This window comes from Devosia naphthalenivorans (assembly GCF_003056355.1).
In the GTDB taxonomy this organism is placed as follows: Bacteria; Pseudomonadota; Alphaproteobacteria; order Rhizobiales; family Devosiaceae; genus Devosia; species Devosia naphthalenivorans.
The window spans coordinates 170,981-184,063 of sequence record NZ_PYVW01000005.1 but is presented as its reverse complement, the minus strand read 5'-3'; the positions used below and the strand labels follow the sequence as shown (position 1 = coordinate 184,063).

The following is a 13,083-nucleotide window of genomic DNA, read 5'->3' as shown; positions in this document are numbered from 1 at the left end:
GGTGTTCGCGATACCCGTCAATATGTAGTGGTTATACCGGATTCTGCCGTGAAGCTCGGAGCGCGTCCACCTTTGCCTGGAATGCGGGTTCAAACGGCCGCGCAGGCGTTTGTTCCAGCGCCTTCAGAATCAGTGCATCCGATTCGGTTTCAATGGCTTTTTTGAGTCGCGCCATGAAGACGTCGGGCGACAACCCCGCCTCGATGGGTTCGAGGAATTTGGCCTCGGCCGTACCCGGCCAGATAACGAGGCTATTGCGCCCCCAGAACATTCCGGAGTTAAGCGCCACCGGCACCACCGGCACGTTGAGTTCCGCATAAAGCCGGGCAATTCCCTGCCGATACTCGGCCTTGGCCAGCGGAGCCTTGCGCGTGCCTTCAGGAAAAATCACGATGCGGCAGCCGCGTTCGACCGCCGCATGGGCCTGCGCCATCATCAGGGGAATGGCCTCGGCGCCGCGTTTTCGGTCCACCTCGATGCAATCGAGCGAGCGCGCGGCCCAGCCGAAGAACGGAATCCGCATCAGCTCTTTCTTGACGATATAGGCGGGGCGTCCGGTATAGGGGAAGATTGAGAACACATCCCAATCGCTCTGATGCTTAGCCGCGATTATGCAGCCGCCAGGGGGAATGTTTTCCGCACCGGACACTTTGGTGCGCACGCCGGTGATGGCCCGCAACAGGACCAGGCTCGACCGGCACCAGTACACCGCCAACCCCCAGCTCAGCCTGGTCCGGCCGCTGATCAGCGCAACGGTTCCGATGACAATGGCGACCAGCGCCGTCTGCCCGATAAACAGCGGGTAGAACAACGCCGTGCGGATGGCCTGAACGACCTTCATGATCTTAACTCCCGGATCGAGCGGCTTCTGCAAGCGTCATAAACGCGGCCGGTGAAATTGGCGAGCCCGTTGCCGTTCAGGAGGTTTCGCTCAGGAACCGCCGCACGGTCATGCGCGAGGTAATCGCGGTCAGCGCCGCGATGACCGGGATAACCGCGACGATGCCGATCAAGCCATCTATGCCCAGGGCGAACCGGCCAAACAGAATGCCGACCTGTGCGCCCGCCTCACTGGACAACATGTTGCCCGCGGCCGTGCCGATCATCACAAAAAACAGCAGCGCCGCCACCGCTCCCAGCAGGCCCCCCTGCAGGCCGATCGACAGGAACCGTCCCTGGAATTCGCCGGCAATGAACTTGTTGGATGCCCCGATATAGTGGAGCACATCGACGATTTCGCGATTGGTCGCCATGGCGCCGCGCGTGGCAAAGATGATCGCCAGCACCGTGGCGGCCCCGATCAGCACCAGCACCAATAGGCCCGAGAGGACGATCGTGCCTGCCATGGTGTTGAGCTGCTGCCGCCAGGCCGCATGCGTATCAAGGCTCGCGCCCTTGATTGCCGCGAGGTTTCGCTGCAGCGATTCGACATCGGCATCCACCGGATCGGCCAGTTGCACCACCACCAGCCGCGGAATTTCGATGGAGTTCAGGTCCAGCCCCGCGCCCAGCCACGGCTCCAGCAGTGCCTGGCTTTCCTCGATCGTCAGCGCGCGTGCCGAGGCTACGCCGGGCGTGGTTTCCGCCAGCGTCACCGCCGTGCGCAGATTGCTTTCCATCACCTCGCCCTCGACGGGCCGCAACTGGATGGTGACCTCCCGGCCCACATCGGCGGACCAGGCGATGGCCGATTTCTGTACCAGCACCACCCCGCCCAGGGTCACGGCGGACAGAAAGCTCATGATGGTGATCATCAAGAGCAGGGTACGGCCGGCGACGCTCTTTTCGGGAACGATGGGGGCAGCGCCCCGGCGGCGCGGCAACAGGGTCAGCAACCGCTCAATCATGGATCACCAACTCGCCCTTGCTTAGCAGCATGCGTGGATAGTTGAACTTGTCGAGCAATGGCAATTCGTGCGTCGCCAGAATGATGGTCATCCCCAACGTGCGGTTGAGTTCGGCAAAGAGGTGCACCAGGCGGCTCGACAGTTCCGGATCGACATTGCCGGTGGGCTCGTCGGCGAGCAGCACCTTGGGGCGCGCAATCACGGCCCGCGCAATGGCGGCACGCTGCTTTTCGCCACCCGAAAGCAGCGACGGCAGCGCATTCATCCGCTCGCCCAGGCCAACCCATTCCAGAAGTTCGGTGACATTGGGCCGGTATTCGCTTTCCGGCTGGCCCAGCACCCGTAGCGGCAAGGCGACGTTCTCGAACGTGGTCAGGTGATCGAGCAGCCGGAATTCCTGGAAGACGATGCCGATATGCCGCCGCATCTGCAGCAGCCGGTCCTGGGTGAGATTGCTCACATCCTCGCCGAACATCGTCACCTTGCCCCGCGACGGCTTGAGGGAGAGCAGCAGGAGCCGCAGCAGCGATGTCTTGCCCGCGCCCGAAGGACCGGTGAGGAAATGGAACGAGCCGGGCTCGACGGAAAATGTCAGGTCCCGCAGGATCTCCGGACCATTGCCGTAGCGCAGCCCCACGTCGGAAAACTCGATCAAAAACGCTGGCTCCCCAATAGCTCTGAGCGGATGCGCGAATCAGGCATTGGCCGCACCATAGCAGCGCCCGCCCGCTGATGGACTACACCGCGTCCTAGGCGGGACGAAAGCGGCACAAATGTGGTGGATAGTGTAGCCACCGGCGCGGGTTTGAGGACTATTAACACCCTGCCGCTAGGTTGAACGCTGCCCTTAACCGCTCTCCGCGTCACCAGCGTCTGGCTCCATGATTATCGCGTGTCCACATTGCCAGACAAAGTATCAGGTGACCTACGAGGCCATCGGATCGGCTGGCCGCAAGGTGCAATGCGCCCATTGCCAGCAGGCCTGGCAGCAGGCACCCGTCGAGCAGGACGATGCCCTGGCCGAGAACAAGGCCATGTTCGAGGCGATCGTCGAAGATGGGCTCGACGAAGCCTTGAAGGCGGAGGAGCAGGCCGTCGCCGCGGAACTGGCGCGGTACATCGCCGATCAGGAAAACCGCCAGAAATCGGCAAGTGCCGCAAAAATCGATCCCGCCGTCGTGCGTAGCCGCCAGCGTGCCTTCTCGCGGCGCCAGGATGCCATTGCCGCAAGCCAGCCGCTGGCCCGCCTGCGCCGCGCCGTCCGTGTCGGGCTGGCACTGTTGCTCTGCGCCATAGCGGGCTTGGCCTATTTTGGCCGCGTGCAGATCGTCGAGCAATACCCGGAAATGGCCGGGGTCTATGCAGCGGTCGGCCTGGGCGTCAACATTGCCGGCCTCGATTTCACCGATGTGACCACCCAGCGTACCCTGCGCAATGGCAAGGACACGTTGATGGTCTCGGCGCAGATCGTGGGCCTCAACGCCGCCCCGAGCCCGGTTCCGCCGATTGTCGTCACCCTGCTCGATGGGGCCGCCGAAAGCATCTATGCCTGGAGCATCGCTCCCGCCATCGCCGATCTGATGGCCGGGGAACGCGCCACGTTCGACACCCAGCTGGCCATGCCGCCCGGCGATGCCAGGCGGGTGCGCCTCACTTTCGACGAAGCAGATAGCGCACGGCCCAACTCGCGGGTCCAGCCCGTCGCGATCGAGACCGTCAACGCGGCGTCGGCTGATATTACCACCCCACCGGAGCATCATTGATGGCCCGCATTCTTGTTGCCGAGGACGACCCTTCGGTTCGCGCCTTCGTCGTCAGCGCCCTCACCATGAAGGGGCACGAAGTCGTTGCCGAAGACGATGGCGGATTGGCCGCCGAAACCATGGACGCCGAGAACGGGCGGTTCGATCTGATGCTGAGCGACATCAAGATGCCCATCATGGATGGCATTGCCCTGTCGCTGCACGTCGCGGCCAAGTTTCCCGGTGTCATCATCGTCCTGATGACCGGCTTTGCCGACCAGCGCGAGCGCGCCCATGGGCTCGATGCCCTCATCTATGACGTCATCGTCAAACCGTTCACCCTGGCCGAGCTTTTGAGCAAGATCGACGACGCTCTGGCCGGCAAGCCGGTGGAGGTGGTTTCCCTCGGCCGGCAGGCGCGCGAAAGCTAAGACAATCGCGCGAAGAATGCCCTCAGTAGTCCTCATGGTGAGCCTGTCGAACCACGAGGCCGTGGCACCCCAGCCTCCACTCGCTCGATCTCGTGGTTCGATAAGCTCACCATGAGGTCTCAGGCCCTTGACCTGTGGTTTATCAAACGCAACCGCTCTAGTCGGAAGTCTCGCAAATCCCCCTAGCCAAGCGTTCGCACTTGCTCTATAGAGCCCATCAACCCCAACAGAGATAAGTCTCTGGGCCGCTTCTGGCGGCGCAACGATATTGAATTCGGAGTACCGACCATGGCAGTGCCAAAACGAAAGACCTCGCCGATGAAGCGCGGCTTCCGCCGCTCGGCCGACGCTCTTGCCGCCCCCACCTATGTCGAAGACAAGGATTCGGGCGAGCTGCGTCGTCCGCATCACGTCGACCTCAAGACCGGCATGTATCGCGGCCGGCAGATTCTCGACGTCAAGAAATAAGCCAAGCAGCGCGATGCGCTCCTTGCCCCTATTGTAGCGGCCGATCCGGTAACGGGTCGGCCGTTTCGTTTTGCCAAGCCGCCGGGAGTGCGGCCAATCCTGGAGATCGTTCTCATGAGCATGCGCGTTGAATCGGATTCCATGGGCACCATCAATGTGCCCTCCGACAAATATTACGGCGCGCAGACCGCCCGGAGCCTCGCCAATTTCGACATCGGCGGCGAAAAGATGCCGCGCGAAATCATCCACGCCTTCGGCATCCTCAAAAAGGCCGCCGCCCTTGCCAATCACAGACTGGGCCTGCTGGACGAAACCACCCGCGACCTGATCGTCGCCGCGGCCGACGAAGTGATTGCCGGCAAGCTGGCCGATCATTTCCCGCTCGTCGTCTGGCAGACCGGCTCGGGCACCCAATCCAACATGAACGTCAACGAGGTCATCTCCAACCGCGCCATTGAAATGGCCGGCGGCACCATGGGCTCCAAGAAGCCCGTGCATCCCAATGACCACGTCAACATGAGCCAGTCGTCCAACGACACCTATCCCACCGCAATGCACATCGCGGCGGTCGAAGCCCTGGAAAACTACCTGTTTCCGCGCGTCGAAGTGCTGCGCAATACGCTTCATGCCAAGTCCGAGGAATTCATGGACGTGGTCAAGATCGGCCGCACCCATTTGCAGGACGCAACGCCCCTGACCCTTGGTCAGGAAATCAGCGGCTGGGTCGCCCAGATCGATTATGCCGTCGCGGCCATCAAGGCGAGCCTGCCCCAGCTTAGGGAGCTGGCCCTGGGCGGCACGGCTGTCGGCACGGGCCTCAATGCCCACCCTGACTACGCCGTCACCGTCGCCGGCGAAATCGCGGCGCTTACCGGGCAGGACTTCGTTACCGGCCCCAACAAGTTTTCGCTGCTCGCCGGCCACGACGCTTTCGTCGGCACTTCGGGCGCCCTCAAGCAGCTGGCCGTGGCTTTCATGAAGATCGCAAACGACGTGCGCTGGCTGGCTTCGGGCCCCCGCTCCGGCCTGGGCGAAATCACCATTCCCGAGAACGAGCCCGGCTCGTCCATCATGCCCGGCAAGGTCAACCCGACCCAGTCCGAAGCTATGACCATGGTGGTCGCCCACGTGATGGGCAATGACGCTGCAATCGGCTTTGCCGCCTCGCAGGGCAATTTCGAGCTCAACGTCTTCAAGCCCGTCATCGCCTACAATTTCCTGCAGTCGGTGCGCCTGCTGGCCGATTCGGCCCGTTCGTTCAACGACAATTGCGCCATCGGCATCGAGCCCGATCGCACCCGCATCAAGCAGTTGGTGGATCAATCCCTGATGCTGGTCACCGCTCTCAACCGCCGCATCGGCTATGACAACGCCGCCAAGATCGCCAAGACCGCGCACAAGAACGGCACCACCCTGCGCGAGGAAGCCATCAATCTGGGCCTGCTCACCGGCGAAGAGTTCGACGCCGAGGTCAAGCCCGAACAGATGGTCGGCCCGCTCAAGCTGAAGTCGTAGCAGGCAGCCCACCAGCACAACGCCTCCCTCGGCAACAACCAGGCACGCCGAAGCACCGCCCGGGCTCCCAAGCCCGGCGGTTTTGATCAGCGTGCACGTGGCGAGGCCCTGCCTCGGTAAGTTTTAGTGTGTGAGACAAAGCCTCGCCACATGCGATGGGATTTTCTGGCGCGCGCGACTCTGGCCTCGGAGCGTCAATAGCCCCGGCGACACTTCCGCTTGCCTGCAGGGATCACGACATTCCCCGCCCCATCTGACAACAACACTAGCCGGTTCGCGCGACCCGCTGGGCGTGAGGTTGGTGTGGGGAGGATAGCGGAAGATTTCGATGGGGGGATAAAGGGAACAGATTGTGGGGCCCCCAAGCTGAAATAACGCACTTACCCTCGTCCTTTCTCCATATACGCGGTGAGAGAGTGCAGTGTCGGGCGATCGTTGAACGCACTCACCTCCGCACACCCACGGTGTCATCCCGGGCTCGACCCGGGATCCATCCTGAGATGGTGGGCTACCCAAGTGTGGATCGTTCGAACCACCTTGCGGCTTGTAACGTCATCTCAAGATGGATCCCGGCCTGCGCCGGGATGACACCGCAATTGGGTATCGTCCGGCGCACACAATGAGCCGAGCCCGCAAATATCCCACCCCCTTCACCCAAGCCCCCGCCTCTGGCATGCTCCCCTGACTTCAACCCGGAGCTTGCCGTGACCGAAACCGTCTATATTCCGCCCCAGGGCAACAACCGCGGCGGGCACAATGGGCGGTTCATTCCGCCGCTGCTGATCCTGCCGTTCCTGGCCTACAACCTCGTGGTGTTCACCCTGTTCGGCGGCAATCCGGTCAATTGGGGAGCGGGCCTGTTCGCGCTGCCAATGCCTTCGGGGGTCAGCTGGGCGGTGAGTGCCGGCGATTTCCTTCTGGTCGTCGGCATCATCTGTCTCTTCATCGAAGTGCTCAAATCCACCAATTCCGCCCGGGCCTCGATCATGGAGCATATGCTCTCCATGGTGGTTTTCGTCGCGTTCCTGATCGAATTCCTCCTCGTAGGGGCAGCATCAAGCTCGGTGTTCTTCCTGCTCATGGTGATGAGCCTGATCGACGTGGTGGCGGGCTTCACCGTCTCGATCACCAGCGCCAGCCGCGACGTCTCCATGAACTGAAAACAACAACGCCGGCCCCCAGGGACCGGCGTTCAAACTCTGGCAATGCGAAACCGACTAAAGGCGGCGAGCGCGACCATCGATGGTGGGGCCACCATTGCGGCGTGTATTGGCGGAGGCATGCGCCCTGACGCCAGTCACTTCCAGCGGCAGCATCGACACCAGCCAGCTCATCAGCAGCGGCACGATCACGAAGTCATCCATGATGCCCAGGAACGGAATGAAATCCGGGATCAGGTCGACTGGGCTGATCAGATACAGCGGCACCAGCAGCATCGCTGCCTTCAGCGCCACCGGGGTCGCCGGGTGGCGGAACGCGCGCCACAGTGTCATGAGTTCCTTACGGAACAGGAAGAACCGGCCGATGGTGAAGCGACCGAGCAGGGCCAAAGGCGAGAATGGGTTTTTCATCATGCCTCTTAAATGGCCCATCTCTGCTTTGGTTCAAGACTTTGGCGATCACATCATGCACGAATAATCCAGTTGTATGGCTCCGTGCTGCCCTCTTCCCTCTCTTTGCTTGCGTTCACTACCGCGACGATCCAGCCCGCGTCCGTTCGACACCTTTGCGCTATCATCAAGGAGATACATTGCGCAGCTAGGCTCTTACGCCTATTTCTGGCGCATAGATTTAGAGGTGTTTCATGGCTGGGCCTTTGGCGCGCAGGCAATCGGTTGGTGTGAATGTCGGCGGCGTACTGGTGGGCGGCGGCGCGCCGGTCGTCGTGCAATCCATGACCAATACCGATACGGCCGATATCGACGCCACGGTGAAGCAGGTCATGCAGCTGGCCCGCGCCGGCTCGGAAATCGTGCGCATCACCGTTGATCGCGACGAAGCCGCCGCCGCCGTGCCGATCATTCGCGACCGGCTGGCCTTCATGGGTTATGACGTGCCGCTCGTCGGCGACTTCCATTATATCGGCCACAAGCTCCTGACCGATCACCCCGCCTGCGCCGAGGCGCTGGCGAAATACCGCATCAATCCCGGCAATGTGGGCTTCAAGGCGAAACGCGACACGCAGTTCTCCACGCTGATCGATATCGCCAATCGCTACAACAAGCCGGTGCGCATCGGGGTGAACTGGGGTTCGCTCGATGAAGAGCTGCTGACAAAGCTCATGGACGAGAATGCTGCCTCGACAACGCCGATCTCGGCCGCCGCGGTGCAGCGCGAGGCCATCATCCAGTCGGCCCTGCTTAGCGCACAGCGCGCCGAAGAGTTGGGCATGGGGCGCGACAAGATCATTCTCTCGACCAAGGTGTCGGACGTTCAGCACCTGATCGCGGTTTACCAGGACCTGGCCGCCCGCTGCGACTATGCGCTTCATCTGGGTCTCACCGAAGCCGGCATGGGCACCAAGGGCGTGGTCGCCTCCTCTGCGGCCCTGGGCATCCTGCTGCAACAGGGCATTGGCGACACCATCCGCATTTCGCTCACGCCCGAGCCGGGTGGCGACCGGACCACCGAGGTCAAAGTCGCGCAGGAATTGCTGCAGACCATGGGCTTCCGCCAGTTCCTGCCCGTGGTCGCCGCCTGCCCGGGCTGTGGCCGCACCACTTCCGATACGTTCCAACATTTGGCCAAAGACATTCAGGATCACCTGACGGCCTCGATGCCGGACTGGAAAGAGCGCTATCCCGGCGTAGAGACCCTTTCGGTTGCCGTCATGGGCTGCATCGTCAACGGTCCCGGCGAAAGCAAGCACGCCAATATCGGCATCTCGCTGCCCGGCACGGGCGAAACCCCAGCCGCTCCGGTTTTCGTCGATGGCCAGAAGGTCGCGACCCTGCGCGGTGCCGATGTGGCCGACCAGTTCAAGGTCATGGTTGCCGACTATATCGAGCGCAAATTCGGTGCCGATCAGCAGACCGCTGCAGAGTGAGCCTGCTCTTAACAATAGCGGGTAAAACTCTGGTGCTGCCGCTTTTTCGAAGGGCGCCCATGGAGTATGAATTCCCTGCCTGAGCCAGTGGGTTCAGCCAGGGGAACTATCCGTGTATATCAGTCCGATCGTGCGCCAGCGCCGGCGCCAGCAAGTCTTGTTGGCGGCACTCATAACCATGGGCCTGGTCATCTGCCTGCTGCCGGCACCCGCCCATCAGGACGCGACGGCCACAGCATCGGCTCCACCGGTTCCCGTCGTCAAAAAGCAGGGCTTCAGCTAGAGCACAAGCTCAGGATGTCGAAGGCGAGGTCGTGGCACCTATGCCTCCACTCGCTCGACCCCGTGGTTCGACAAGATCACCATGAGGTCTCCTGCCTTCGTCACTAGGCCTATAACGCACCGCACTACAGGCTTAGCCCGCCGATGCAATTTCTGCCGGCTCCTGGCAGGCATCCACCCATTTGTTGCCGCATAGTTCCGCCAGCCGATCCACGGACAGGCGCACCGAGGCGTGCGTATCGCCGCCCGCCGGAATCACCAGGTCATAGACCTTGAGCGAAGCGTCCAGATAGATCGGGAGCGGCGCCGGCAGGCCGAACGGGCACACGCCGCCCACCTGGTGGCTGGTCAGCCGGAGCACGTCCTCGGCACCCAGCATGCGCGGACGTCCGCCAAACGCCGCCTTGGATTTCTGGTTGTCCAGCCGCGCATCGCCACGCGTCACCAGCAGCAATTCCTCGCCATTGACCCGGATGCACAGCGTCTTGGCGATCTGCCCCGGCTCGACCCCGTGCACCTCGGCTGCCAATTGCACCGTAGCGGTGGAATTTTCGGTCACTTCCACATGGAGGTCAGGGGCACGGGACGCCAGATCGACTTGAACGGATTGAAGGCTCATTGATTTTTCCTAGAACAGACGCGCCAGCAGGTCTTCGTATTTGAAGCGCGTCTTTTCGCGTATCGGGGTGGTCAAAGCACGCTGCATGAAAGCGGGGTCGATGTCCCGCACGCCATCAAGCGCCATCAGTTCTCCCATGGTGACGCGCTCGCCAGCAAATGGCAGGTGGCTGACGGCCATGCCTGCTTCAATACTGGCCGGCTCGATAACCCGGCAATAGGCGCCCGGACGTCCCGCGCGATGGAAGCGTTTGACAAAACCGCGGTCGCCCATGCGCGCTGCCAGCGTCATGCAGGGGGTACGATGATAGGTGATTTCCAGCACCAGATCCCCGATCAGCATCCGGTCGCCAATTGCGAGACCGGCACTCTCCGCCCCCGACAGTGTCAGGTTCTCGCCAAATGTGCCCGCGGCCAGCGTCGATCCCAACTCCCGCTGCCAAAAGGCATAATCATCGGTGAAATAAAGATAGATCGCCTGATCCACCCCGCCATGATGCCGACGGTCGCAAATGGCGTCCTCCGCAATACCTTGGCGGGTGACGGCAACAGGTCCGGCGACGGGCTCCTTGAAGATCCCAGTCAGCGCCTTCATGCCGGGGATTGGCCGCGCCTGACCGGCATTGATGCTGTCCAGCATCATCATTTCAGCTCTCCCGACTGGCGAAATAGCGGGCCGTGGCGCGCAAACCGTCGGCCTTGGGGCCAAAGGTGCGCAGGCAGCCCAGCGCTTCGTTCACCGTCTGCTTGAGCCGTTCCCGCGCGCCATCGAGGCCCAGTTGCGCCACCAGCGTCTGCTTGCCCAGCGCCGCATCCTTGCCGGTCGCCTTGCCCATGGCCTCGGCCGTGGCGGTAACATCGAGGATATCGTCGGCCAGCTGGAACGCCCGCCCCGCCGCCTCGGCATAGGCGGTGAGCACAGACAGGGCCCGCGCATCCGCGCCCCCCAGGATCGCGCCGAGGCGTACGCTGGCGCGGATCAGGGCGCCGGTTTTCATCGCCTGCATGGTGGAGATTTCGTCGCCCGAGAAGCCGCCCTTCTCGCCCTCGATATCGCGCATCTGCCCGCCCGCCATGCCGCCAGCGCCGGACCCGGCCACCAGTTCCGCCACTAGCCGGATGCGCACCGCGGCGTCAGCATGGGTTTCGGGGTCGGCCAGGAGCCCGAACGCATGGGTCAGCAGCGCATCGCCCGCGAGGATCGCCGTCGCATCATCGAACGCCTTGTGCACGGTCGGCCGGCCCCGGCGCAAATCGTCATTGTCCATGGCCGGCAGATCGTCATGGATCAGCGAATAGCAATGCACCATTTCGACGGCCATTCCGGCCATCAGCGCCTGATGGCTGGGCACATTGAAGATCGCCGCGGCCTGCCGCACCAGCAGCGGCCGCAGCCGCTTGCCACCATCGAGGCTCCCGTGCCGCATGGCATTGACCAGCCTATCCGCTGCCGGACCGGGCCCCGAAAGCCGCCCGGGGACGAGCTGGCGCTCCAGCGCAGTCTCGATGGCCCGGGCACAATCGGCGATATCGGCGGCGAAATCATACATGGGCTTGTTGCTAGCCGTTCACATGGGCGGCGGCAAGATGGGCGTGGCACTCTGCCCAACCCTTCGCTATGGAAGCGGCATGGCACGTCGACGCAAACCCACCGGCCTTTGGCGCATCCTGCGCCCGCTCGCTCTCGTCGCGGCAATCCTTGTGGCCATTCCTCTGGTCCTGACGCCGCTCTACCTCATCGTTCCGCCCGTCTCCGTGCCCATGCTGGAGCGCTATGTCACCGGTCGCCCGGTGGTCCGCGAGTGGCGGTCCATCGCCGACATTTCCGACCGCCTCAAGGCGTCGGTCATTCTCTCCGAAGACGGCCAGTTCTGCCGCCATTGGGGCGTCGATGTGGGCGCGCTGCGGGATGAAGTGGAGCGCTACATGGATGGCAAGGATGCCCGGGGCGCCTCGACCATCACCATGCAGGTGGCGCGGAACCTGTTTTTGTGGAACCGGCCAAGCGTGGTGCGCAAGGCGTTGGAGGTGCCGCTGGCTCTTTATATCGATCTGGTGCTGCCCAAAAAACGCATCATGGAGATCTATCTCAACATCGCCGAATGGGGTCCGGAGGGGCAGTTTGGGGTGGCGGCGGGGGCAAACCGGGCTTTCGGGATAAAACCGCAAAACCTCGACTGGCGCACCGCGACCCTGCTCGTCACCGCCCTGCCCAATCCCATGCTGCGCCAGCCTGCGCACCCCTCCGCCGGCATGTTGCGCATTGCCGCGACCATCGAAAACCGCGTCCGCCAATATGGCGATCGCGCCGCGTGCGTCGGCGAGCAAGCTCGTCTTTCGCTCTAGCTTTGCCGCGCAGTTGCCGTGTTCATGCCCGGCACCCGCACGAAGCGTTCTTCGCGTTTGCGGCGTGGCACCGCGGGAAATGCCTCCTTGCGCGCGCGCACACAGATCACCCCGCTCATCGCCGGCCCGAACACCCGTCCCGCCCGTTCGAACAACCGCGTCGATTTGAGCACCAGCGAACTCTGGAACGGCGGCAGGAACAATCCGTCCCGCCAGGCCTCGGGCACGAAACTGTGGTCGCGCAGCAGCTTTTCGAGCTGCCCGCCGGAATAGGGATTGCCCTGACCGAACGGCGTATTGTCGCGCTGCGCCCAGATGCCCCTACGCCGCGGCACCACGAGGATCAATTCGCCATTGGGCGCCGTGATCCGCCACAGCTCGCGCATCAGCTCCTCGTCGTCGGCGATATGCTCCAGCGCATGGATGGCGATGGTTACATCCACCGAGCTGTCGTTGAGCGGCATTTCCAGCGGATCGCAGAGCACGGTGTGGCTCGGGCCCTCGCGCGGCCAGGCCGAAGCCCCCTGCCGCGCTGGCATGAAGGCCAGCACCCGCTCCGCCTTTTCCAGCGTGAAGCGCAGATAGGGCGTGGCGAAGCCCAATCCCAGCACGCGCTTGCCGCTTACGTCACCGGCAAGCCCAATAACCTGTTCGCGCACCAGGGCCCGCGAAATCCGGCCCAGCGGCGATTTGTAGTAGCTGATCAAGCGTTTGACGTCTGCAGTCATAGGCCTAACTTTGCCGCTTTCGCGACGACTTGTCTAATGGCTGTTGCGATGTGCGGCCCG

16 protein-coding genes are annotated in these 13,083 nt (G+C 62.9%); 8 read left to right on the top strand and 8 right to left on the bottom strand.

What is annotated here, in order from left to right; translation table 11 throughout:
• Positions 1-31 precede the first annotated feature (31 nt).
• The 3 genes from C8264_RS09675 to ftsE form a co-directional block, all read right to left on the bottom strand.
• On the bottom strand, positions 32-841 hold the full coding sequence (locus C8264_RS09675) for a lysophospholipid acyltransferase family protein (protein ID WP_108460776.1): 810 nt from the start codon (positions 839-841) through the stop codon (positions 32-34).
• 76 nt (positions 842-917) lie between these two features.
• Positions 918-1,847: a cell division protein FtsX gene (locus C8264_RS09670; protein WP_108460775.1), complete on the bottom strand. Its 930-nt coding sequence runs from the start codon at positions 1,845-1,847 to the stop codon at positions 918-920.
• The gene (gene ftsE / locus C8264_RS09665; protein ID WP_108460774.1) at positions 1,840-2,502 is read right to left on the bottom strand and encodes a cell division ATP-binding protein FtsE; all 663 of its coding nucleotides are present in this window, start codon (positions 2,500-2,502) and stop codon (positions 1,840-1,842) included. The genes C8264_RS09670 and ftsE overlap by 8 nt, the downstream gene beginning before the upstream one ends.
• 226 nt (positions 2,503-2,728) lie before the next feature.
• On the opposite strand from ftsE, the gene C8264_RS09660 reads away from it, so the two are divergent.
• From C8264_RS09660 to C8264_RS09640, 5 genes are all read left to right on the top strand, one after another.
• Positions 2,729-3,610, top strand: a complete 882-nt coding sequence (locus C8264_RS09660; protein ID WP_108460773.1) for a zinc-ribbon domain-containing protein — start codon at positions 2,729-2,731, stop codon at positions 3,608-3,610.
• On the top strand, positions 3,610-4,020 hold the full coding sequence (locus C8264_RS09655; protein WP_108460772.1) for a response regulator: 411 nt from the start codon (positions 3,610-3,612) through the stop codon (positions 4,018-4,020). The genes C8264_RS09660 and C8264_RS09655 overlap by 1 nt, the downstream gene beginning before the upstream one ends.
• 288 nt (positions 4,021-4,308) lie before the next feature.
• Positions 4,309-4,488 (top strand): 50S ribosomal protein L32, encoded by a 180-nt coding sequence (gene rpmF / locus C8264_RS09650; RefSeq protein WP_108460771.1) that lies wholly within the window; start codon positions 4,309-4,311, stop codon positions 4,486-4,488.
• Between the two features lie 114 nt (positions 4,489-4,602).
• On the top strand, positions 4,603-6,003 hold the full coding sequence (fumC, locus tag C8264_RS09645; RefSeq protein WP_108460770.1) for a class II fumarate hydratase: 1,401 nt from the start codon (positions 4,603-4,605) through the stop codon (positions 6,001-6,003).
• 704 nt (positions 6,004-6,707) lie between these two features.
• Positions 6,708-7,163 (top strand): hypothetical protein, encoded by a 456-nt coding sequence (locus tag C8264_RS09640; RefSeq protein WP_245893032.1) that lies wholly within the window; start codon positions 6,708-6,710, stop codon positions 7,161-7,163.
• Positions 7,164-7,220: 57 nt separating this feature from the next.
• Here C8264_RS09640 and C8264_RS09635 read toward each other — a convergent pair whose 3' ends face one another.
• The gene (locus C8264_RS09635; RefSeq protein ID WP_205245653.1) at positions 7,221-7,574 is read right to left on the bottom strand and encodes a YkvA family protein; all 354 of its coding nucleotides are present in this window, start codon (positions 7,572-7,574) and stop codon (positions 7,221-7,223) included.
• A 233-nt stretch (positions 7,575-7,807) separates the two neighbouring features.
• Between C8264_RS09635 and ispG the strand changes: the two genes are divergently transcribed.
• Both ispG and C8264_RS22125 read left to right on the top strand, forming a co-directional pair.
• Positions 7,808-9,049, top strand: coding sequence for a flavodoxin-dependent (E)-4-hydroxy-3-methylbut-2-enyl-diphosphate synthase (ispG, locus tag C8264_RS09630; protein WP_108460769.1), 1,242 nt, complete (start codon positions 7,808-7,810; stop codon positions 9,047-9,049).
• 112 nt (positions 9,050-9,161) lie between these two features.
• Entirely contained in the window at positions 9,162-9,332 is a 171-nt protein-coding gene (locus tag C8264_RS22125) for a hypothetical protein (protein WP_162783547.1), read from the top strand.
• Between the two features lie 132 nt (positions 9,333-9,464).
• Here C8264_RS22125 and C8264_RS09625 read toward each other — a convergent pair whose 3' ends face one another.
• From C8264_RS09625 to C8264_RS09615, 3 genes are read right to left on the bottom strand one after another with little or no spacing between them, the layout of a single operon-like run.
• Positions 9,465-9,950, bottom strand: a complete 486-nt coding sequence (locus C8264_RS09625) for a YbaK/EbsC family protein (protein WP_108460768.1) — start codon at positions 9,948-9,950, stop codon at positions 9,465-9,467.
• Positions 9,951-9,959: 9 nt separating this feature from the next.
• A complete protein-coding gene (locus tag C8264_RS09620) occupies positions 9,960-10,595 on the bottom strand; it encodes an MOSC domain-containing protein (protein WP_108460767.1) in 636 nt (211 codons plus the stop codon).
• A 1-nt stretch (position 10,596) separates the two neighbouring features.
• On the bottom strand, positions 10,597-11,499 hold the full coding sequence (locus C8264_RS09615; RefSeq protein ID WP_108460766.1) for a polyprenyl synthetase family protein: 903 nt from the start codon (positions 11,497-11,499) through the stop codon (positions 10,597-10,599).
• 79 nt (positions 11,500-11,578) lie between these two features.
• On the opposite strand from C8264_RS09615, the gene C8264_RS09610 reads away from it, so the two are divergent.
• On the top strand, positions 11,579-12,295 hold the full coding sequence (locus C8264_RS09610) for a transglycosylase domain-containing protein (RefSeq protein WP_108460802.1): 717 nt from the start codon (positions 11,579-11,581) through the stop codon (positions 12,293-12,295).
• Here C8264_RS09610 and C8264_RS09605 read toward each other — a convergent pair.
• The gene (locus tag C8264_RS09605) at positions 12,292-13,023 is read right to left on the bottom strand and encodes a class I SAM-dependent methyltransferase (RefSeq protein ID WP_108460765.1); all 732 of its coding nucleotides are present in this window, start codon (positions 13,021-13,023) and stop codon (positions 12,292-12,294) included. The two genes, C8264_RS09610 and C8264_RS09605, sit on opposite strands and share 4 nt — an antisense overlap.
• Positions 13,024-13,083: the final 60 nt, after the last annotated feature.